This window comes from Alteromonas sp. G5_S2_22_S1, from assembly GCF_054968525.1.
The window spans coordinates 448,528-470,709 of record NZ_JBQKUJ010000001.1; the positions used below are offsets into that span (position 1 = coordinate 448,528).

Sequence of the window (22,182 nt, forward strand, 5' to 3'; positions counted from 1 at the left end):
TGCTTGCATTTTCACTACAACCTTACAATCAGCTAACAATTATAAAATATGATTTACGTTGAGGATGTATTGCTATGGCTGATTTATTTGAAAACCCAATTGGGTTAGATGGGTTTGAGTTTTTAGAATTCACAGCGCCTGAAAAGGGCATGTTAGAGCCTATCTTTGAAGCGATGGGCTTTACCCTTGTTGCTCGCCACAAATCGAAAGACGTAGAGTTGTGGCGTCAAGGCGATATCAACTTATTGAGCAATTATGAAAAGAACTGCCATGCCGCATACTATGCAGAAGAGCACGGCCCATCAGCATGCGGGATGGCTTTTCGCGTAAAAGATTCACAGCATGCCTACAAAGAAGTGCTGGCCCGTGGTGCACAGCCAGTGGACACCTACACAGGGCCAATGGAACTTAAACTGCCAGCCATTAAAGGTATTGGTGGTGCCATGCTTTACCTTATCGACAGGTATCAAGGTGAAAACACCATATACGATATTGACTTCAACTGGATTGAAGGCGTTGACCGCCACCCCGAAGGCTGTGGCTTCCATACTCTGGATCACCTTACCCACAATGTGTATCGAGGGCGCATGGATTTCTGGGCTGGCTTCTATGAAAAGCTATTTAACTTCAGAGAAATTCGCTATTTCGATATTAAAGGTGAATATACTGGGCTGCTTTCAAAAGCAATGACCGCACCTGATGGCAAAATCCGTATTCCGCTAAACGAAGAAGCCGTGGGCGGTGGTGGCCAAATTGAAGAGTTTTTAATGAAGTACAACGGTGAAGGCATTCAGCACATCGCGTTTGCTTGTGATGATTTATTAGCGTGTTTAGATAAGCTTAAGGCAAAAGGCATGAAGTTTATGACACCGCCACCAAATACGTATTATGAAATGCTTGAAGACCGCCTTCCAGGGCATGGCGAAAATGTAGATGAATTACAAAAGCGCGGCATTTTATTAGACGGCACAACGGAAAATGGCGAGCCTCGATTGCTGCTTCAAATTTTCTCTGAAACGGTTTTCGGCCCTGTTTTCTTTGAATTTATTCAACGTAAGCAAGATGATGGCTTCGGCGAAGGTAACTTTAAGGCACTGTTTGAGTCTATTGAACGCGACCAAGTAAATCGCGGAGTTTTAAATAAATAGCTCTTGAGCAAATGGTGAATTTGTCGTCACGATGCATTTACGAGAGAGGCAAAATTCTAGCCTAGCTAAGCCTAGCTAAGCCTAGCTAAGCTTAGCAGCATTAAGGCCGTTTTCTCGTTAAACCTAAGACAAAAATAAAGGCAGTACATCGCAAAGATGCACTGCCTTTACTTCAAAAAAGCCTTTGTAAATGCAATGACTAAGCTTTGGTTTCAACCCTGCCCTTTTTCATATAGTGCACACGCCGCTCCGCTTGGATCAATGATTACGCAGAAGCTGTCGTTTCCATGGTGTCGGACTTCACCCACCTGTTTGCCCCCTTTATCAACAGCCGCACGTAGGGCATTATCTAAGCTTTCAACAGTAAAGTAGTTAATCCACCCGCATGGGTAATTTTCATTCACCCCGCGCTTGTGACAAATGCCGCCTACTGGCGTACCGTCGCTTTTCATCATGACGAAGTCACTGTATCCGCCCATGTCGATTGCTTCCTTCTTCCAGCCCATAACAGCCTCGTAGAAGCTCACAAGCTCGTCGGCATTTTCTGTTGTAATATCACACCATGACGCATCTGACATCGTCTTATCCTCTTGTCGTTATACTTATAGGCGCAACTCGCTTTTTTAGGCGTTTATTATTGCGCCAGTGATGTTAACGTTGCCCGTTCTAAAAATAGCTTGCAGTGGTTGTTACTTTAAAACTTGCGTCATAATTATGCTTAGGCACTAATAAAACATAGCTTATTTTTCTAAAACGATCGCAGGTTGTTTGCTATTTTTTTGGGCATCAATTCCCTATAAAAGAGACGGTTGTCAAGGGAAGAAATTGCAAAAAGACCAAACATTTTTTATTTTAATGGTAGACACAGCCTGTGGAAAATGCTTGCATTTTTGATAATGTTATCCACTGACCATTGTTTGTACAGTTTATTTTATTACTTATTATCAAACACTTAGAATAAGACCCCAAACTACTCAACAAACTTATCCACAGATTAAGTGGATAACACGTGGCACTTGCTCACAGTTAATGGTTTAATGTGAATATCTTCGACGTATTCTTTTTTTCGGTTTCTCATGCCCAAACAAACACTTTTAGTCAGAGAATCTTTATTCACTATTCACAGCTTAGATCCGCAAAGCGATATCCCGGCCTCAGTTCTAAACAGCCCGCTTTTTTTCCTAGGTAAAACAGAAGATGAATTGTCTATTGTCGTTCCTGACTCAATCAAGGTAGATTCCCTTGATAGTGATGAAGGTTGGCGAGCCCTTGAACTATTGGGGCCGTTACATCTGTCAATGGTTGGAATTATGGCACAAATTGGTGATGTACTTGCCTCTGCGAAGGTTGCTATCTTCGTTGTGTCCACATTCGATACTGACTTTTTCTTAGTAAAAGACAACAAATTGAAAGACGCAATCAACGCTTTGAAAAAAGCGGGTTATTCGGTGAATGTGGACAACTAATCCCGTGAACGCCAAACAATTACAATATGCCCCCGATACATTCTCGAAACAGTTTGAAACACTGACCCCGTTTTCCGGGCAAGTCGTTCCACTTGCCCAAACGGACGACCCGTTTTTTAAAAACGGTTACATGGGGCCAGGTGCTGCGCTAACTTCTACCTCCAACACCATAGTTGCGCCTTTTGTTGGTAAAGTCCTCAATGTTTCGCCACTGGACTATGCTATTGATATACAGTCAAAAGTGGGGTTAAAGTGCCGAATAAAATACGGTGGTGACACATGTCACCTTCATGGCGCACAGTTTAATTGCGCCCTTAAGCGCGGCGACGCTTTTAACGTCAGTCAAACACTGTTTACTGTGAATTCGGCCTGGCTTAAGCAGCAGGGTGTCAGCAATGTTTGTGCGCTCACTTTGCTTAATGCTAATGCCCTCATTGGCATAGTGCCTACCCGTCAGAAGTTCGTAGACGCGGCTACCGACCCCCTTTTTACCCTTTACCTTTAAAAACACATCGCAAGTCAGTTTATCATCGTATCAACAGCTTGTATGATGTACGACAAAGTTTAACTAACCCTAGTGGCGCATTGCTTCTAAAGCATGATTAAAGCGCGATGGGGTTGCGTCATTGCGTAGATCGCGAAGCGCGGTCTCACCTTTTAGATACAACAAGTAATACGGAAGCATTCACATGAGCACAATCCTTTACGGGATCCCAAACTGTGACACCATTAAAAAAGCGAAAAAATGGTTAACCGAGAACGATATTCCGTTTTCATTTCACGACTATCGTAAAGACGGCATAGATAACAACTTTCTTTCACGTGCAGAAGCTGAGCTAGGTTGGGAAACCATGCTAAACAAGCGCGGAACGACGTTTCGCCAGTTAGAAGAACAAGAAAAGGCAACGTTGAATAAAGATAAAGCCCTTGCTTTGCTTGAACTTCACCCAGCCATGGTTAAGCGCCCTATTCTTTTTCACAACAATACCTTCCACATTGGTTTCAAACCGGCACAGTATGAGGAAATATTTTGTTAAACGACTCTGTTATTGACATTGCAAAGCAATTAATTAACCGCCGCTCCGTTACTCCTGAAGATGCCGGCTGCCAAGAAGCTATGTGTGAATTTTTAGGGGCACTTGGCTTCGACAATGAAACCATGGTGTTTGAAGATACCACTAACTTGTGGTCTCGCCGAGGCAAAGAGGGCCCGGTGTTTTGTTTTGCAGGGCACACCGATGTAGTGCCAAGTGGCCCAGAAGACGCGTGGAAAACCCCGCCATTTACTGCCACTGAAGTGAACGGTTACTTACATGGTCGTGGGGCAGCAGATATGAAAGGCAGTCTTGCTGCTATGCTTGTTGCCACTCGTGAATTCGTTAATCAGTATCCGCAGCACAAAGGTAGCATTGCTTATCTCATTACCAGTGACGAGGAAGGCCCCTTTATTAATGGCACAACCCGCGTTATTGATACCCTTGAAGCACGCAATGAAAAAATTGATTGGTGTATTGTTGGCGAGCCCTCGTCTACCGATGAAGTGGGCGACATCGTGAAAAATGGCCGTCGAGGCTCGTTAACCGGTGACCTGGTGGTTAAAGGTGTGCAGGGTCACGTTGCTTACCCGCATTTGGCGAAGAACCCCGTTCATAGCGCTATGGCCGCCTTAGATGAGCTGGCCAAATCCCATTGGGATAACGGTAACGATTTCTTCCCGCCCACGAGCTTTCAGATCTCAAATATTCATGCGGGTACTGGCGCGGGTAACGTGATCCCAGGCGAACTGCACGTTTGCTTTAACTTCCGTTTTTCAACAGAGGTAACCGATCAGATATTGATTGAGCGGGTAACCACTATTCTTGATGCCCATGAATTAGATTATTACATTAAGTGGACGTTTAACGGCCAGCCATTTTTAACCGACACCGGTGCGCTGTTAGACGCCACACAAGGTGCGATAGAGGCCGTTAAAGGTACGCCGACTGTGCTATCTACCGCAGGCGGTACATCAGACGGTCGGTTCATTGCCCCAACGGGTGCACAGGTCATAGAGCTAGGGCCAGTAAATGCCACTATTCACAAAATTGACGAGTGCGTCAAAATGGCCGACTTAGAACAGCTTGCGGATATGTATTTCGGTATCCTTGAGCGCTTGCTAGCCAACTAGCGTAGGCTGTTGACCATGACTACCATTACAGAAAAAGCGTGGCTGGGCCAGCTTAATGAAGATTTAGTTGATGCAGGTAACGGCCACAGACTTCACATCGACGTGATTTCCCCTTTTCTGGCTATGCAAGATGCCGCACACAAAGACGGGATAGACCTGCAGCTTGTCAGCAGCTATCGCGACTTTGACCGGCAGACCGCTATTTTCAACCGCAAGTGGACAGGAAAGGCTCAACTGCTTGATGTTAACGGTAGTCCCTTGTCGTTTGATAGTTTACGTGATGACGAAAAGCTCCACGCTATTCTTACATGGTCTGCCTTACCCGGTGGGAGTCGTCATCACTGGGGTACCGACATTGATGTGTATGACAGGGCATCTGTTAAGCATTGGGGTGGTCAATTCAATCTTGTAGAAACTGAATACGAGGCTGGCGGCCCTTGTTACGCGCTAGCCTGCTGGCTTGGTGAAAATATGTCGCGTTTTGGTTTTTATCGGCCGTTTTCAGTAAGCCGTGGTGGCGTGGCAGCAGAACCTTGGCACTTAAGCTTTAAAGAGACCGCCGAGACGTTTGAAAAAGCAAGAAATTTACAAGGTTTAACCGCTGCTATTGAGCAAAGCGACATAGAAGGTAAATCGTGTATTTTGTCGCAGCTGCCCACACTGTATAATCGGTATGTTTTAAACAACGGCGTTTCGCCAACGGAAACTGTATGAGTACAACTTGGGTAGTTATAATCATTGTATTAGTGTTAGGTGTGGTAATTGGCAATATCACGCTGCTGAAATACAGTGCGAAGTTTAAATTTCCAACGCCCTCGAAACCGTTTGATGATGTTGAAGAGTCGCACAGCGATAACCCCCCGTCGTCTGCTGACACGTTATCCGACACCCAACCCGGTGATAACCCCACGGCTAATTCGCCAACGTCTGAGCGTAATAATGGCACAAGCACAATCAGTGACGATGCGCTAAATAGCCTAAACAGCCACAGCGACAAGGCTAAAAAGTAACCCCCCTCCTTACTCAACTATTCACTTGTACTCACAGGGTACTGTGAATGGTTGGAGTTCGGGACTATGAAAGGCTTGTTCGCCAAAGGCGATATTCACATCAACCCCACTATCACTTTTTATTTAATCACACTCTAAGAGGTTCTAGACGTGTCTCAAAGTAAATCTTTACTGGCTAATATCGGCGTACAAGTTGTTATTGCCATGATCATCGGCACCGCCGTAGGTGCTTTTATGGGGCAAAGCGCCGCTATGTTTGCCCCCTTAGGCGCAATTTTTATTAACCTCATTAAGATGTTGGTTATCCCACTGGTTGCGGTTGCGCTTATTTCGGGCGCTGCGGGTTTAGGTAACAGTACCAACGCAGGTAAAGTGGGCTTTTCAACCCTCGCCTATTTCGCGTTGACATCCGCGCTAGCCGTGGCGCTTGCGCTGATTATGGGTGAAATTTTCAAGCCTGGTGTGGGTATCGATGTTTCATCTGTAGAGGGAATGTTTTCTGGCGAGTACGCATCGAAAGGCGAGCTGCCATCGTTTTGGGCGACGGTGACGGGCATGATACCTACTAACGTCTTTGCTTCTCTCACCAATGCGAATATTCTTCAAATTCTGGTGTTTTGCCTGTTCTTTGGCCTTGCCCTTTCTAAGCAGCCTAAAAAGAACCGCGAGCCTATTCTTCAGGGCGTAAATACCATTGTAGATGCGATGGTATGGATGATTAACTGCGTTATGAAAATTGCCCCTATCGGTGTATTTGGTCTAATGGCCGAAGCGGTCGGCACCTTTGGCTTTAGCGCACTTATGGTTGTCTTCAAACTTTTCTTAGTCTTTATCGCCGCTATTCTCGTTTTTGGTTTTGTGGTTTACCCACTGTTAGTACAGCTATTTACCAAAACCTCTGCCAAGTCGTTCTTAGTGGCAATGAAAAAGCCTCAAGCGGTGGCGCTTTCTACCGCGTCATCTATGGCCACCCTGCCCGTCACTATGAATACGGTAGAAAACGAACTGGGCGTAAGAAATGCAACTGCGTCGTTTGTATTACCTTTAGGGGCCACGATAAACATGAGCGGTAATGCTATTTACTATGGCTTAGTTGCCGTGTTTTTCGCTCAGCTTTTTAATATCGACTTATCCATGGGGGCTTACGTTGCCATTATCCTTACTTCAACCTTAGGCGCCGTGGGACAAGCTGGCGTACCAGGCCCGTCTTTTCTTGTGGTTGCGGTACTCCTAGCCGCCGGCATTCCTATTGAAGGCTTACCACTTTTATTCGCTCTCGACCGTATTTTCGACATGATTCGTACTGCGCTTAATATCACTGGCGACGCAGCGTGCGCAGTCATTATCGATAACATTGCTATTGAAGCGTCTGACCTTACTGAAAGTGAGGTGAAGCAAAGCTAACCGTGCGTTATTTAGCGGGCATAAAAAAGGTGGCCTATCGGCCACCTTGTTATTTTAGAGCTAGTCAGCGCAAGCGCACGTTTCTAGGTACCCGCTTTTTATCTTGTCTCGTATGGTCGCGGTTAAAACTACAGCGGGCTTGTTTTAACCGCTGTGCCGCTAATACTTACCATCAGCATACTGCCTTTATCACCAATGACTTGATAATCTAAATCGATACCTACAACAGCGTTTGCTCCCATGCTTCTTGCTTCATGTTCTAACTCAGTAAAAGCAAGCTTACGCGCTGTGGTTAGCTCTTCTTCGTAAGAGCCAGAGCGACCACCCACAATATCTCGAATAGAGGCAAATAAGTCTTTAAATACGTTTGCGCCCATTACCGCTTCACCGACAACAATGCCGTAGTATGCATCGATTTTATGCCCTTCTAGCGTGGGGGTTGTTGAAACAATCATAGGTAACTCCTTTTAATAAAACCCGTTTTTTCACAAATTCAAGCCATTACAATACGCTTTACGCGTTTTGTTCAAACCATTCTCTAATAGACGCTACGCGAGCTTGGGCGTCACTTGTCTCGTAAGCCACCGTCGGCTGGTTACCCCATACCGGCTTAGGCCACGCGCAATCGGTATCAAACCTGGCAACGTGGTGAACATGTAACTGACGCACCACATTACCCAATGCGGCCACGTTTAGCTTAAGCGGTGAGAACAAATTCATCATTGCTTTCGATGCAAGCGCAGACTCTTTAAGTAAGGTAATTTGCTCTTTTTCAGTTAAGTCGATAATTTCCGCAATATCATTTTTCATTGGTACTAATATTAACCACGGAAATTGTCTGTCGTTCATTAACAGTACACGACATAGAGAAAGATCGCAGACAAAAAATGTATCATTGTGTAAACGGCTATCAAGACTAAACATCTAGCTTTTCCAAAGTAGTAGGCACTACCGTGAGTAGTGCGCGCTGCCCAATAGCAACCTTTGCATTGGGAAATACAATCGCTTCACCATCTTGCTCGGCTACGTAGTCTGTACCTGGCTCTGATGCCAATACCGTGCCTTTTGGATAATCAGTAAAGTTAGGTGTATCGTCGTCAAAGTGCAGTTTAAAGGCTTCTTCATTGCGGTTAATGACCTGATTAACCCGGTAAATATCAAGTTCGCGAATGTCTACCGAAGGGGCATAGTTTTCTTGCGTGATCAGTTGCGTAATGGCCTGTTTGGCATCTTCAAAGCGGCGCATATCGTTTTGTCCAAAGGGGCGCACTTTTCCTAACTCGACGGTGAACGCATGAGCATTGAACAGGTGCGACGAGAAATAGCTAAAAGTGGTGGTTGGACTTTCAGAAAGCAAAATTGTTTTTACCCCACAAGCCGACAAAAACGCAAGCTGACCTTCGCTGTGAACTCTGTCGTGTAAATACGGGTATACCGCAAACTTTTCATTCTTTGATGCACGGATAGCGGTATGTAAGTCGTAGTGGTAACGCTCTCCGTCAGCCGCTTCAAAAAAAGACCCAACGGCCTCTTCTAACTGCTTAGCACGAACACGTTCTTGGTTAACTAAGCCTTCACCTTTTGAGTGAGCCCCGCTGAACAAGCGATTCATATTTTCTTCAACAAATCGCTCCGCAATATCCATGGCGGGTAGATTCCCGAATAAAAAAAGCACGTCGTGAGACAGTACTAGTGTGCCAGTTAAAATACGTTTTACTAGGTCATCACATATTTCAATAGGCGCCGTTTCGTTACCGTGAACGCCACACGATAAAACGATACGCTTGGCGTGCTCACTGTTCGTTTGCGCAGAGAAACTGATAATTCCAGGCCCTGAAATTTGCACACCTATGCCGTTTGACAGATCAAATTGTAGAGGTTGTTCAAATAGTGCGGGTTCCCGGCGAGATAGTGTTAAAAATTCGCCACTTTCGATAAGTTCTTGCATGAAGTTCTGCATATAACCAGTCTAATCTAGAATAAACACAGTTTAACGAGGCACAGGGCTAAAATCACGCGTTCTCAGGGATTTATTACAACCGCCTGTAAGCAATATACAACGCTTTAACGTGATTAATTAAGGCGCTGCAGTATCTTCTTTGCAGATAAATAGTAGAGAAAGGGCTAGAAAACGCACGGAGCAAACAGGTAACTCAACGGGGGCAGAGAAGAGACTAGGCTTTTCCTCGCGCAGGAGAGTTACCCACAATAATTTCTTGCTGAGCAAGGGCAACAAAGCTTTTAAAAGGAATAGCGCGAGAGAACAGATACCCCTGCCCCTGAGCAACACCAACCTCTCTTAATATATGAAGTTGCTCTATGGTTTCAATCCCTTCGGCAACCACGCTACAGCCTTTAGCATGACCTATCACTTTTGCGGCCTCGATAATAGCGCGGTTAACAGGGTGGCCTTCTAACTCCATTACGAACGACTTATCTACTTTAAGGGCATCTAAATCTAAATCGCGAATATAGGCAAGATTAGAATAGCCTTTTCCAAAGTCATCGACGGAGACCGACACGCCAAAGCTACGTAACTCGTCTAGCTGCTTTTTCACCATAAGTGAATTTGATAATGCCACGTCTTCGGTCAACTCTAACTCTATGAGCGTTAAGGGCATGGCGTAAGTTTCGCTTAGCATGGTAAGCGTGGGCACTAACTGATTGTCGTAAAGCTGGGTAGGCGAGATGTTAACGGATAAGACAATAGGCATTTTCAATGCGTTAAGCTCTACTAGTGCTCTGAAAGCCTGCTCAAGAGTCCAGTAGCCCAGCTCGTTCATCATGTTATACGACTCTGCCGCTTCGATAAGCGGGCCGGGAAATAGTACACCATCAAGGGGGTGGTTCCATCTCAGTAAGCACTCTGCCCCTATCACCTCAAGCGTAGCTAAATTAACTTTAGGTTGATAATAAAGTTCAAGTTCATTTTGGGCTAAGGCGCGCTTTAAGTCGGCTTTCAGTGCTAAGCTTCTACCCGTATCTGCCTTATCTGTTTTGGTCAGTGCGAAGTAGTTTTCGTACTTATTTTCTTTGGCTTGTTTTAACGCGGTTTCTGCTCGAGACACAAAGCGAGTTATTTCAAACTCCCGTTTATCACTGCATACCACACCCACATTAAAGTCTGCGATGAAGGCTGTACCTTCGTAGTGCATAGGGGTTTTAAAATGTTCGACTAGACGTTCGAACATTTTACGCATTACGCCTTCGCTACTCTCATTGGGGAAAACAATACCAAACACATCCCCGCTAATGCGACCAATGTAAACTGATTGTCCAAATAGAAGCTGTATACGGTTGGCAATTTCCAGTAAGAAGCGATCGCCAACATGTATGCCCAGACTGGTTGTTACATCAGAAAAGCGCACCACATCCACCAGCATCAAAGAAATAGCGCCGCTACGAGAGGCCTGTTTTGAAATGCTGTCAATAAACGCATATCGATTTGGAATGGTTGCCAGTGATGTATGTTGGCTCATGATGTTTTCCTTGAGCTTTACGCTTCGAGGTACTAAAAACAACTGCTTATATAAAACCATGGCGTTACGGATGGCGCAACGACAGTTACGTATTAATTTGCATACCCGCTTATACCATGAAACAACATTTTTTTATATTTGATTAACTAATGGTAAGAATGGGCAAAAAACCTGCTGTTAGTGCATGTTCACAGCAAGTTCGCTTAATTTAAAGCAATAAAAAAGCCCGACAAGTTTATCACCGCCGGGCTATTTCTTTCTCGTTCTGCGATTAGCTTTCTATCTTACACGACGAAAGTTTCCAAACGCGATCTACGTAGTCACGTATTGAGCGATCTGAGGTAAATTTACCCATTTTAGCCGTATTGATTATCGCCATTTCCGCCCAGCGCTCTTTGTCGCGGTAAGCAGCATCTACTGCAATTTGTGCGTCAGAGTATGCGCGGAAATCTGCAAGTACCATGTACGGGTCGCCATTATCAAGTAAGCTTTGCTTAATAGATACTAACGCCCCTGGTTTGCCCGGCGTAAAGTAATCGGTTTCTAACCAATCCAGTACCGCTTTAATTTCAGGGTCTTTGTAGTAGTAGTCGTGAGGGTTGTAACCCGTCGCTTTAAGCTCGTTCACCTCTTCTACTGTTAAACCGAAAATAAAGATGTTGTCGTCGCCTACTTCTTCAGCAATTTCAACGTTAGCACCATCTAGCGTACCGATAGTTACTGCACCGTTAAGCGCTAACTTCATGTTACCTGTACCCGATGCTTCTTTACCTGCTGTACTGATTTGTTCAGACACATCAGCCGCTGGAATCATCTTCTCAGCTAGCGATACACGGTAGTTAGGCAAGAACGCAATTTTAATCTTGTTGTTAACACGAGGGTCGTTATTAACCTTATCGGCCACCTTGTTAATTGCGTAGATAATGTCTTTAGCAAGCTTATAACCCGGTGCGGCTTTCGCGCCAAATACGAACACGCGAGGGTGCATATCATAATCTGGGTTTTCCAGAATACGACGGTACAACGCCATAATGTGTAGCAACGCTAAATGTTGACGCTTGTACTCGTGAAGTCGCTTAATTTGCACATCAAAAATGGCATTTACGTCTACTTCTAAGTCTAGCGACTTGCGAATTTCATCAGCCAACAGTTCCTTGTTCTCCAGCTTCACTTTCATGAACTGTTTTTGGAACGTTTTATTCGTAGCAAACTTCGTTAAACCCTGAAGTTTATCTAAATCTCGCGGCCAATCATCGCCAATTTTCTTATCAATCAACTTAGAAAGCGCAGGATTACAGGCCTTCAACCAACGACGAGGCGTAATACCGTTTGTCACGTTAGTTAGCTTACCTGGGTACAATTCGTCGAACTCAGGGAATAGCGACGATTTAACCAAGCGTGAGTGCATCTCTGCCACACCGTTCACTGCAAATGAGCCGATAACCGATAGATGACCCATACGTACCATCTTCTCGTTACCTTCTTCGATAATTGAAAGTTTCGCTTTCATTGCATTGTCGCCCGGCCATTTCTTATCAACCTCGGCCATGAAGCGGTGGTTGATTTCGTAAATGATCTCAAGGTGACGTGGAAGGATCTTTTCAATCATACGTGCCGGCCACTTCTCAAGTGCCTCTGGCAATAGGGTATGGTTTGTGTACGCAAATACCTTAGTACAGATACCCCATGCTTCATCCCAACCAAGCTCTGCGCGGTCAACAAGAATACGCATTAGCTCTGGTACTGAAATGGCGGGGTGCGTGTCGTTAAGCTGAATCACGACCTGATCTGCAAAGCGGCTCCAGTCATCACCGTGGGCTCGCTTATAACGGCGAATAATATCCTTCAGTGAGCACGAGCAGAAGAAATACTGCTGAATTAGGCGTAGTTCTTTACCCGCTTCAGTTTCATCATTCGGATAAAGTACTTTAGAAATAGTTTCTGCCTGCACGTTCTCGCGCTGTGCATCAACATAACCACCTGCGTTGAACACGTCCCAGTTGAAGTAACCAGAAGATTCTGACTGCCATAAACGAAGCACGTTTACGGTTTTACCTTCATAACCTACAACAGGAATATCCCAAGGCACACCTTTTACAATTGAACCTGGGTGCCATTCTTTAAGAACGCGGCCGTTTTCACCGTATTTGGTTTCAACGTAACCATAGAGCGATACTTCTTGAATAGATTCTGGGCGGCAAATTTCCCACGGGTTACCATAGTCGCGCCAGCTGTCAGGACGCTCAATTTGCGCACCGCTTTTAATTTCTTGACGGAATAGACCATGCTCGTAGTGGATACCATAACCAATGGCAGGTAATTCCATGGTGGCGAGTGAGTCTATGAAGCATGCTGCAAGTCGCCCCAAACCGCCGTTACCCAGAGCCATATCTGGCTCTTCTTCAAGGATATCTGAGATTTCTACGCCCAGCTCTTTCAGAGCTCCACTTGCTACATCGAATAAACCAAAATTTTGCAGGTTGTTTGATAACAAACGTCCCATCAAGAATTCAGCAGAAAAATAGTGGACAGCACGGGTGTCATTGAGATAGTGACTTTTTTGAGTTTTGCGCAGTCCTTCGAGTACTTGCTCTTGAATTGCCGCACACGTTGCTTTCCACCAAGCGTGATTATTCGCCTTGTTTTCGTCAGTACCTAGCGTGCAGTGTAAGTGTTTGATAACCGCAGACTTAAAAGCTGCCTTATCGATAGCTGGAGAGGGTTGCGTTTTGGTCGCTTTTGCGTTCATTTTGCGTCTCACTCTTAATGTAAGCGGTGCTTTCACACCAAAAACGTAATTTAATTACAGAATATCTTAAGAATATGACAGCAATATAGCAGTACTAAAACGATTATGTTGTAATTATTTTGTTAAAATTACAAAAAATCGCATGAATTCGTATGCACTCATGCGATTTTTAACATTATTGTTACAAAAATACGCGAAAAGCGATTTATTTTTGAGCTTATTTAATGATTTTACCGACTAACGCTTCAGCTTCGGCAATAAGTTCTTGTAAGTGACTTTCACCATTGAAGCTTTCGGCATAGATCTTATAAATCTGTTCAGTGCCAGACGGTCGTGCGGCAAACCACCCATTTTCTGTCGATACTTTAACGCCGCCTATAGCTGCGTTATTGCCTGGCGCATGCGTTTGCACACTAGTAATAGGCTCGCCTGCTAGCGTATCGCTTGTTACTACAGATGCGTCCATGGCCGAAAGTTTTTGTTTTTGCTCAAGAGTTGCCGCTACATCAACTCGACTGTACACCGGTGCAGCAAACTTTTCGGTTAGCGCTTTATAGTGTTCGCCAGGGTCTTTGCCCGTTACCGCCAATATTTCTGCCGCAAGTAAACAAAGAATAAAGCCGTCTTTGTCTGTCGCCCACGTACTGCCGTTGCGCTCTAAGAAAATACCGCCGGCACTTTCTTCGCCAGCAAACCCTATTGTGCTGTTCGACAAACCCTCTACAAACCACTTAAAGCCTACTGGCATCTCTGCTAACGGTTTATCAAGGCTATTGGCCACGCGGTCAATCATGCTGCTCGACACTAACGTTTTGCCAATATTAAGGTCGCTCGGCCAGTCTGGGCGATGGGTATAGAGATAATTAATCGCGACCGCTAGATAGTGATTAGGGTTCATTAGCCCTGCGCTTTTACATACGATTCCGTGACGGTCAAAGTCAGGGTCGTTCCCCCACGCTAAATCGAAATTATCTTTTAGCTCGATAAGCCCTGCCATTGCGTAAGCTGACGAACAGTCCATACGAAGCTTGCCGTCTTTATCGCGACGCATAAAGCCAAACTGCGGGTCGACAGCGTCGTTCACAACTGTGATATCAAGGCCATACTTTTGTGAAATACGTGACCAGTATCCTACCCCTGCGCCCCCTAACGGGTCGGTACCTAATTTTAAATTGGCATTTGCAATGGCCTCCATATCAATGACCCGTGCTAAATCATCAATATAAGGTTCCATAAAGTCTTCTTCACGAACCAACTTACGGGCCGTGGCCTGGCGAATATCAATTCGCTGAACGTCTTTATTACCATCGGCAATTAATGCATTGGCACGTTCTTGTATTTGCTTAGTTACGTCACTGTCAGCCGGGCCACCGTGAGGAGGGTTATATTTGAAACCACCGTCTGACGGCGGGTTATGAGAAGGGGTGATGACAATACCATCGGCCTTATCAGCATTCCCTGCGCGGTTGTAACGGATAATAGTACGAGAAATGACGGGCGTAGGCGTATACCCCATACTTTCGTTATCTGCACGTTGTATGACAACATCAACGCCGTTGGCACACAGCACTTCAATAGCGGTTATCATGGCAGGCTCAGACAGCGCGTGGGTATCTTTACCAACAAATAGCGGGCCGCTAATGCCTTCTTGCTTGCGATATTCAACCAATGCTTGGCAAATTGCACTGATATGGCTATCGGTGAACGTGGCATTAGACGCGGTACCTCGGTGGCCTGAAGTGCCAAAAGAAACGGCTTGCCCTGGGTCATTCATATCCGGCTTAAAGCTATAATATTGGCTTACTAGCTGCGCTACGTTAATAAGCTGTTCTTTTGCTGCATGCTCTCCGGCCTGCGGATGTAGTGCCATGAAAAAGTCCTTATTTAGAAGTCGTGTTGAGGTTTAATAACCTAATTACTTACCCTCTGATGTAAAACGCGCTGTTACCGTCTCAACAACATCGGGCTGATAACCCAAGTTACGCAAAACTTGTTCCAGCATATTCGTTTTCTTGGCAGTATTGTTGTTTGTTACTACCCAGAAAGGGCTATCGGGAATGGCTTTAGGGTTTGTACTGCTGCCATTTTCAAGCAAGGCTTCTTTACCTGTTGCAAAGTACGTACGGTTTTTACCTTTGATACTTTCTACGCTAGAGAAGTTTTCTGCATTAAGCTTGTGCGCTGCACTTAAAACAAACAGAAACTGATCGACCCGTTTAGTAAACGTGGCTAACGCATCTTTAGATACAGCATCGAGAATGTCGCGCTTGTTGTGGGTTTCTGTTTCTACCGACGATGCCACGGTCGACGACGCTTTTGTAGCAGGCTTGGCTGGGGCTTTTGTTGCCGCTGCTCTCACAGGTGTTTTCTTCGCCGTCGTTTTCGCGGTAGTTTTTCTCGCCGCGGGTTTGGCTGGCGCTTTTTTAGCAGTACTCACAGTTTGAGCTTGAGCCTTCGGTGCAGCCTTGACTTCAACACTGGGCTCGTTCGTTTTCTCTTCCCCACCAGCGCTTTTTATTTCACTTGTTTTTGCTTGGTCTGAAGCGTCACCTTTTGATTCGTTACCGCTTGCTTCAGCGCTGCCTGATATTGCGCCGTCTTCTGGTAACAGTAAACGTCTTAAAATTTGTGATGCACTCTCACCAATATGCTTAGTCTGGCTGGCGATGAAGGCATATAAATCGTCATCTATTTCAATGCTTTTCATAACTACTTCCTTTTTAAGAGGCACCATTATAGACAACACAGATAAACTACGCAGCACTTAATAACAGTTGTTTTAGGGTTTCCTAAGTAGATTACGCGAATACTTTGCCATTTCCCTATTCACACGTGTTTAATTCTTTCGCGTTTTATTGAATCTATTACGTTATATACCTGCGTATAAAAATTAACAGGCAATACAATAGAAAGCTTTAAGCTATCGTTGCTACTATTAAATTTAAGCAGAGATCGCTTACACGCAGATATATTTCATTGTGACAAAGAATGTTTAAACAAAAGTGACAGTTTTATGCGCCAAGAACTAAAAAAGATACAGCAGGCTCTTAATCAGAAGATTATTGGTAAAGACCACCAGTTAACACTGGCAATTACCTGCTTACTGGCAAATGGTCACTTACTAATTGAAGACTTACCGGGCATGGGTAAAACCACTTTATCTCACGCGCTTTCACAAGTATTCGGGCTTCAATACTCCCGTATTCAGTTTACCTCTGATTTACTCCCATCAGATATGTTGGGCGTTAATATTTTCCACAGTCATGAGCAGGACGAAACCAAAAGATTTAGCTTCAGGCACGGCCCCATTTTTAGCCAAGTGGTACTTGCCGACGAACTTAACCGTGCAAGCCCTAAAACGCAAAGCGCGCTGCTAGAAGCAATGGAAGAGCGGCAAGTCAGTATTGATGGCACAACCCACGCGCTTCCGACACCTTTTTTTGTCATTGCCACCCAAAACCCTAGCTCTCAGTCAGGGACTTACCCCTTGCCTGAATCTCAACTGGACCGTTTTTTCATGCGCATTTCCTTAGGTTACCCGGCTTGGGAAGCTGAAAAAGCCATGCTTTTACAAAAAGACGTGTCTGCGCCCCTTGCTCAAATACTTAATGAGGAAGATTTAGACCAAATGCAGCAGGCAGTGACACGTATTCACACCAGCGATGCCATTATCCACTACATTCTGCGGCTAGTGAGCGAAAGTAGGGAGAGTAACGAGTACCCCAACCCCCTCTCGCCACGTGCCAGTCGCGCGCTCCTTCAAGGGGCAAAGGCTTGGGCGTTTGTCACAGGAAGAGACTACGTAACACCAGAAGATGTGCAAGCGGTCTTTGTGGCAATTACTGCTCACAGATTGACAGCGCCCGCCCATCAATCCACCCATAGTATGCAAATGAGCGCGTTTGACGGGGAGAAACTGAGTCAAAAACTGTTAGACAGCGTTGACCCCCTTGCGGCGTAACCGTGATGGGGTTGTGCATTAAGGTCTTATCACCGTGTTTTCGCACTTTTAGTAGTAGCAGGAACGTTTGCCATGGGTAGAGCACGCTGGCCCCTTTCCCATTACTTTCACCAACGTCTGTTAGGTTGGCTAGATAATAGAGTTCCGGCCGCGAACGAGCATCACCTTAACCTAAACAGCATCTTTATATTGCCAAGTGGGTTTGGCTGGTCTTTTATCATCTTGTCGTTATGTTTGTTTTTACTTGGAACCAACTATCAAAATAACTTAATGCTGCTGCTTAGCTACCTGTGTTTAAGCATTATGCTGCTGACATTATTTTATACCCATCAAAACTTCGCACGCTTAGCGTTAAAGTCGCTTCCTCCTAGGCCTTTTCACTGCAATCAAAACGGTGAACTGCTGGTGCAGGTTGTGCCCCATACGAAGGCAACTACTAAACCTTGTTATGGTGTATTAACGTTTAAGTGGTTAAGTACTACCCGCCTTTCAAAGCGTGACGCAACCCCACTTGCTGTCGAGGCAACAACGCATAATCATCACACGTCTTTTAGCGCTCAGCTATCAGCTAGTACCAATAGTCAACAAAAACAAACGCTGCGCATCCCTTTTCAGATAAAAACGCGAGGGCACTATGAATTAGGCCGACTGACGATAGCCTGTGACTTTCCTCTTGGTCTTTATAAGTGTTGGACCCATCTGGATTTTGACCAAGCGGTGACGGTTTACCCTAAGTCTCAGGAAGGCCCTGTCGTTATTAACAACATCGCTACTGATGAAGCGTCTACTGCGTCGAAAGATAACCATGACGGTAACGAAGATTTCTATGCATTAAACGACTATGAAGTGGGTCAGCCTTTAAACCGAGTATCGTGGAAACACGTGGCTAAAAACGGTAACTGGGTTACAAAGTCTTTTACCGCGCTACAAAGCAATAGTTATGTTATTGGCCTATCATCCGCTACCGACACGGAAACCGCACTTGCTGCGCTGACCCACGCCACGATCACATTTTCTGAGGCTAACCGCGTATTTGGTCTCTCCTATAAAGGTATTCATATTCCCCCTAATCACGGCGTAAAGCATAGGCATGAATGCCTAGCGGCGCTCGCCTGTTTCGAAAATAGCACTCCCTTTAACAACACAGGTTCATCTTCCTCACAACAAGATTCAAATCGGATAAGGGCGGTGAAATGATACGAGAGACACTTAACCGTACTTACCCGTTCAACGTTTTTGGCACTGCGCTGCATCAACCTCGCGCGGTGGCAATATTACTTCTGTGTTTTGCCTTTTCCTGCCTGCTCTTTTCGCTTACTGCACCGCTAATGACGTGGGTCCTTATGCTTGGAGGCTGCGCAATTGTAGCAAGAATAGCGGGCCTTAGCGCGCTACACAGCCTACCGACCACGCGTACGGTTAACCTACTTGCGGTGCTGGCGGTCTTCGCTTTAACTTGGTTTGGTTTTTCAATCGGGCTATTAGATAGCATGATCAACCTTCTTACTTTGGCATGCGCACTAAAGGTAATGCTGGTTGAAAAAAAGCGTGATTTCCACCTTCTCATTTGTGCCTGTTTATTTTTAATAGGTTGCGGCTTTATTTCGTCGCTTAGCGTATTTGCATGGTTTGGTTACACGGGCATTTTGGTCCTATTGCTTTTTTCTACCGCTATTTACCATGGCGCGGGCGCTCCCACAAAAAAAAGCATTACATTTGTTGGCGTGCTTATTTTGCAAGCCTCTCCCATAGCATTGCTGCTATTTTTACTGCTGCCCCAATTGCCGCCGCTGTGGCAAATGCCGACGTCTAAATCTACACAAACGGGGCTCTCAGACACGGTGACTCCAGGTGATATTGCATCGTTAGCTACCTCTTCGTCACTTGCGTTTAGCGCCACCTTTGAGAGCGCGGCACAAGTCCCTGATGCCACATCACGCTATTGGCGCGCCATGACCCTTGAGCATTTCGATGGCAAGACGTGGTCAATTAGCGCTAAACGAAAGCAAGCTGAACAGCAGTTAGCTTATATGGGTAGACCTACTCCTCTTTCCACAATGGCCAGTAAAGATACATCTTACGCCACTGCATACGAGCTTATTGTTGAGCCCACCTCGCAAACCTGGCTGTTTGCGCTTTCGCCATCGGCGCCGGACAACCGCGCAAACAGTATTAATGTTAACAGTCGATTCGACTTCACCCTTCGCGCAAATACGCCAATCGCGAGTAAAAAAGCGTTTTATTTACGGTACTTTCCCAATGAAAAGATAACCAATGGCATGGGTAACTTTGAAGCCCAGCTTAATTTGCAAATGTCAAAGAACGGCAACGAGAAATCCCGGGCGTGGGGAAAGAGGCTAGCAGCTCAATACACTTCACCTCGGGACATCGCCAACGCCATAATGCGTGAATTTCAACAAGGCGGCTTTAGATATACCCTGTCACCGAATGCGATGCCAACGGGTCCTATCGACCGCTTTTTATTTGAAGCGCGCGCTGGCTTCTGTGCTCATTATGCGGGCGCTATGGTCTACGCATTACGTGCTGCAAATGTGCCAGCAAGAATGGTAACTGGCTACCAAGGTGGCAGTACACTTAGCGACCGTGTTCTGCAAATAAGACAATACGACGCCCATGCCTGGGTTGAAGTTCTGATAGACAACGATTGGGTTCGTTATGACCCCACGAGTGCGGTAGCGCCATCGCGTTTAACCCTTGGCTTAGAAGAGGCCCTAGAAGAACTTGGGGAGTCTCGTCAAACCAGTGTTTTAGAAAAATTCGGCAACGCTAAGTTCTTTACAACGCTTCAAAATTGGTTTCAACAGCTCGACTACTCATGGAGTAAATGGGTATTAGGGTTTGATAATGCAGCGCAAACCAGCATGCTCGAAGACCTTCTTGGTGCACTCTCACCTCAGAAAATGCGCGTGGTGTTTTTATCAGCGATAGGCTTGATCGCGCTTATTCTTGCGCTTTACTTTTTACCGAAAAGACAAAAACAAACGCAAACGCCTTCTCATCGTGCCCTATTAAAAGCAATAAAACACATAGAATCTAAAACGAAAACAGTGAGAGGCAATAAAAGTCTTTCTGCCTTTCGCAAAGACGTATCCCCTCAATTAAACAGCGAAGCGTTAGTAGCTTTCAATCAGATTTGTGAGCAGTTTGAACGGGAAAACTATGCATCTCAATCTGACAATAATGATACCAAAGCGAAAATTAAGCATGACTTACGCAAGCTAAAAAAAGCGTTACAGTAATGGTTATCGTAGATTTTTTGTTCCTTAGCGCTGCATTTGTGTATCTACTACCCCCTTTGCCGCGACGAGCTGCAGATAACGAGTTGGCCCTATTCTTATGGTTTAAAAGCATCGGTCACTGACATTAACGATAAAGATGACACTTCAAACAGGTATTGCACCTCAAACAAACATTGTCCCACCTTTTTAGTGCATTTAAAAATAGTAGCTTGTAGACAATATGAATGACTTCACTGCGTCAGACTTCACCTATCTTACTGTAATTAAATGATATTTCGCCATTCAATTCATTATATTTAGCGATTGGCACTCTTTTGGCTTTGTCTCAATGGAGACATACCGAAACTATTGACCGAGCAATACAGCCGAACAATAGGTTTAGGGCACATCAATGCCCACTAGTCGGTGATGTAAGCAAATTTACACAAAATAGATAAACAGGACAAAGGCGTCCCCAGCACTTTCTTTTGAGCGTGCTGCGGACGCCTTTTTTTGATCTTTAGGAACTCTTGAAAGCGCGTATACCACAACGCATGAACGGCAACTTATTTACAACGATAATATGAGGTGAAAACATGGCTTATCTACTCCCCGCTGAATTCGCTACCAAAATGGTAGATGCAGGCGAAGCAAAGATTTATATGTCTACTCGCGATACCCTAATTCGTGCTTATATGGCAGGTGCCATTCTTGCGCTGGCTGCTGTTTTTGCTATTACCATTGCGGTGCAAACTGGCATTTTTCTTTTAGGTGCTGTGTTGTTCCCAGTGGGCTTTTGTATGCTTTACCTTATGGGTTTCGACTTATTAACCGGTGTCTTTGTACTTACCCCACTCGCATGGCTTGCCCAACGGCCCGGCGTAACCCCTAAACAAATTCTACGTAATTGGGGCCTGGTGTTCTTAGGGAACTTTGGCGGCGCACTGACGGTTGCGTTTATGATGTCATTTATCTTTACCATGGGTTACAACGTAGATGGCGGCGCGATTGCGACTAAAGTGGCCAGCATTGGTGAAGCCCGTACGTTGGGCTACGCAGAGCACGGCGCAGCTGGGTGGTTTACCATTTTCATTCGCGGCATGCTGTGTAACTGGATGGTTTCGCTAGGTGTGGTTGGCGCGATGATATCTACTCATGTTAGCGGTAAAGTGCTCGCCATGTGGATGCCTATCATGCTGTTCTTCTTCATGGGTTTTGAACACTCTGTGGTAAATATGTTCCTTTTCCCATTTGGTCTTATCATGGGTGGCGACTTTTCGGTTATGGATTATTTCATCTGGAATGAAATTCCAACGGCACTGGGTAACTTGGTAGGTGGCTTGGCATTTACTGGTCTTACGCTTTACACCACTCACGTAAAAACGCTACCTAAGCGCACCATTCCTGTAAACAAAGCGGCGGCGTCAGAAACACTACCGATATAGAAACGCTTAATGTTTCTCAAGCGCGCTACCCACCATGTATATGCTCACGTTTCGATACATGGTGGTACTGCGCGTGTTCCAGTGACTGAACAGGCTGATTTGAAAAAACTGATT

The 22,182-nt window shown here is 45.3% G+C and carries 20 protein-coding genes; 12 read left to right on the forward strand and 8 right to left on the reverse strand.

The features are described 5' to 3' along the window. The first annotated feature begins 74 nt into the window (after nt 1-74). The gene (hppD, locus tag ACTRWF_RS01995) at nt 75-1,148 is read left to right on the forward strand and encodes a 4-hydroxyphenylpyruvate dioxygenase (protein WP_462835059.1); all 1,074 of its coding nucleotides are present in this window, start codon (nt 75-77) and stop codon (nt 1,146-1,148) included. Between the two features lie 212 nt (nt 1,149-1,360). Here the strand turns inward: hppD and ACTRWF_RS02000 are convergent, their stop codons facing one another. Beyond that, nucleotides 1,361-1,726 carry a VOC family protein gene (locus ACTRWF_RS02000; RefSeq protein ID WP_462835060.1) on the reverse strand — a complete coding sequence of 122 codons (366 nt, stop codon included), beginning with the start codon at nt 1,724-1,726 and terminating at the stop codon, nt 1,361-1,363. A 498-nt stretch (nt 1,727-2,224) separates the two neighbouring features. On the opposite strand from ACTRWF_RS02000, the gene ACTRWF_RS02005 reads away from it, so the two are divergent. From ACTRWF_RS02005 to ACTRWF_RS02035, 7 genes are all read left to right on the forward strand, one after another. Next, nucleotides 2,225-2,614 carry an ACT domain-containing protein gene (locus tag ACTRWF_RS02005; protein WP_071958961.1) on the forward strand — a complete coding sequence of 130 codons (390 nt, stop codon included), beginning with the start codon at nt 2,225-2,227 and terminating at the stop codon, nt 2,612-2,614. A 4-nt stretch (nt 2,615-2,618) separates the two neighbouring features. Then, nucleotides 2,619-3,119, forward strand: coding sequence for a PTS glucose transporter subunit IIA (locus ACTRWF_RS02010; protein WP_462835061.1), 501 nt, complete (start codon nt 2,619-2,621; stop codon nt 3,117-3,119). Between the two features lie 184 nt (nt 3,120-3,303). Further along, nucleotides 3,304-3,651, forward strand: a complete 348-nt coding sequence (locus tag ACTRWF_RS02015) for an ArsC family reductase (RefSeq protein ID WP_012518033.1) — start codon at nt 3,304-3,306, stop codon at nt 3,649-3,651. Continuing rightward, nucleotides 3,645-4,781: a succinyl-diaminopimelate desuccinylase gene (gene dapE, locus ACTRWF_RS02020; protein ID WP_462835062.1), complete on the forward strand. Its 1,137-nt coding sequence runs from the start codon at nt 3,645-3,647 to the stop codon at nt 4,779-4,781. The genes ACTRWF_RS02015 and dapE overlap by 7 nt, the downstream gene beginning before the upstream one ends. A 15-nt stretch (nt 4,782-4,796) precedes the next feature. Beyond that, the gene (locus tag ACTRWF_RS02025) at nt 4,797-5,495 is read left to right on the forward strand and encodes a D-alanyl-D-alanine carboxypeptidase family protein (RefSeq protein ID WP_462835063.1); all 699 of its coding nucleotides are present in this window, start codon (nt 4,797-4,799) and stop codon (nt 5,493-5,495) included. Next, on the forward strand, nt 5,492-5,791 hold the full coding sequence (locus tag ACTRWF_RS02030) for a DUF2897 family protein (protein WP_015066836.1): 300 nt from the start codon (nt 5,492-5,494) through the stop codon (nt 5,789-5,791). The genes ACTRWF_RS02025 and ACTRWF_RS02030 overlap by 4 nt, the downstream gene beginning before the upstream one ends. Before the next feature lie 150 nt (nt 5,792-5,941). Beyond that, nucleotides 5,942-7,195, forward strand: coding sequence for a dicarboxylate/amino acid:cation symporter (locus tag ACTRWF_RS02035; RefSeq protein WP_141153728.1), 1,254 nt, complete (start codon nt 5,942-5,944; stop codon nt 7,193-7,195). Between the two features lie 128 nt (nt 7,196-7,323). Here ACTRWF_RS02035 and ACTRWF_RS02040 read toward each other — a convergent pair whose 3' ends face one another. The 7 genes from ACTRWF_RS02040 to ACTRWF_RS02070 all read right to left on the reverse strand — a co-directional run bounded on the left by ACTRWF_RS02040 (nt 7,324) and on the right by ACTRWF_RS02070 (nt 16,130). After that, a complete protein-coding gene (locus tag ACTRWF_RS02040) occupies nt 7,324-7,650 on the reverse strand; it encodes a heavy metal-binding domain-containing protein (RefSeq protein ID WP_012518028.1) in 327 nt (108 codons plus the stop codon). A 58-nt stretch (nt 7,651-7,708) separates the two neighbouring features. Beyond that, on the reverse strand, nt 7,709-8,119 hold the full coding sequence (locus ACTRWF_RS02045) for an HIT domain-containing protein (protein ID WP_012518027.1): 411 nt from the start codon (nt 8,117-8,119) through the stop codon (nt 7,709-7,711). After that, a complete protein-coding gene (gene astE / locus ACTRWF_RS02050; protein ID WP_462835064.1) occupies nt 8,112-9,143 on the reverse strand; it encodes a succinylglutamate desuccinylase in 1,032 nt (343 codons plus the stop codon). Before astE ends, ACTRWF_RS02045 begins: the two co-directional genes overlap by 8 nt. 226 nt (nt 9,144-9,369) lie before the next feature. Then, nucleotides 9,370-10,674 carry an EAL domain-containing protein gene (locus ACTRWF_RS02055; RefSeq protein WP_462835065.1) on the reverse strand — a complete coding sequence of 435 codons (1,305 nt, stop codon included), beginning with the start codon at nt 10,672-10,674 and terminating at the stop codon, nt 9,370-9,372. Nucleotides 10,675-10,945: 271 nt separating this feature from the next. Further along, nucleotides 10,946-13,423 carry a glycogen/starch/alpha-glucan phosphorylase gene (locus tag ACTRWF_RS02060; RefSeq protein WP_071951227.1) on the reverse strand — a complete coding sequence of 826 codons (2,478 nt, stop codon included), beginning with the start codon at nt 13,421-13,423 and terminating at the stop codon, nt 10,946-10,948. Between the two features lie 217 nt (nt 13,424-13,640). Further along, entirely contained in the window at nt 13,641-15,293 is a 1,653-nt protein-coding gene (gene pgm, locus ACTRWF_RS02065) for a phosphoglucomutase (alpha-D-glucose-1,6-bisphosphate-dependent) (protein WP_012518023.1), read from the reverse strand. A gap of 45 nt (nt 15,294-15,338) precedes the next feature. After that, nucleotides 15,339-16,130: a SeqA protein gene (locus tag ACTRWF_RS02070; protein ID WP_462835066.1), complete on the reverse strand. Its 792-nt coding sequence runs from the start codon at nt 16,128-16,130 to the stop codon at nt 15,339-15,341. Between the two features lie 306 nt (nt 16,131-16,436). On the opposite strand from ACTRWF_RS02070, the gene ACTRWF_RS02075 reads away from it, so the two are divergent. The 4 genes from ACTRWF_RS02075 (at nt 16,437) to ACTRWF_RS02090 (ending at nt 22,068) form a co-directional block, all read left to right on the forward strand. Continuing rightward, nucleotides 16,437-17,384, forward strand: coding sequence for an AAA family ATPase (locus ACTRWF_RS02075; protein ID WP_462835067.1), 948 nt, complete (start codon nt 16,437-16,439; stop codon nt 17,382-17,384). 72 nt (nt 17,385-17,456) lie between these two features. Further along, the gene (locus tag ACTRWF_RS02080; RefSeq protein WP_462835068.1) at nt 17,457-18,581 is read left to right on the forward strand and encodes a DUF58 domain-containing protein; all 1,125 of its coding nucleotides are present in this window, start codon (nt 17,457-17,459) and stop codon (nt 18,579-18,581) included. Beyond that, on the forward strand, nt 18,578-20,644 hold the full coding sequence (locus tag ACTRWF_RS02085) for a transglutaminaseTgpA domain-containing protein (RefSeq protein WP_462835069.1): 2,067 nt from the start codon (nt 18,578-18,580) through the stop codon (nt 20,642-20,644). The genes ACTRWF_RS02080 and ACTRWF_RS02085 overlap by 4 nt, the downstream gene beginning before the upstream one ends. A gap of 575 nt (nt 20,645-21,219) precedes the next feature. Continuing rightward, nucleotides 21,220-22,068 (forward strand): formate/nitrite transporter family protein, encoded by an 849-nt coding sequence (locus ACTRWF_RS02090; RefSeq protein ID WP_012518018.1) that lies wholly within the window; start codon nt 21,220-21,222, stop codon nt 22,066-22,068. Nucleotides 22,069-22,182: the final 114 nt, after the last annotated feature.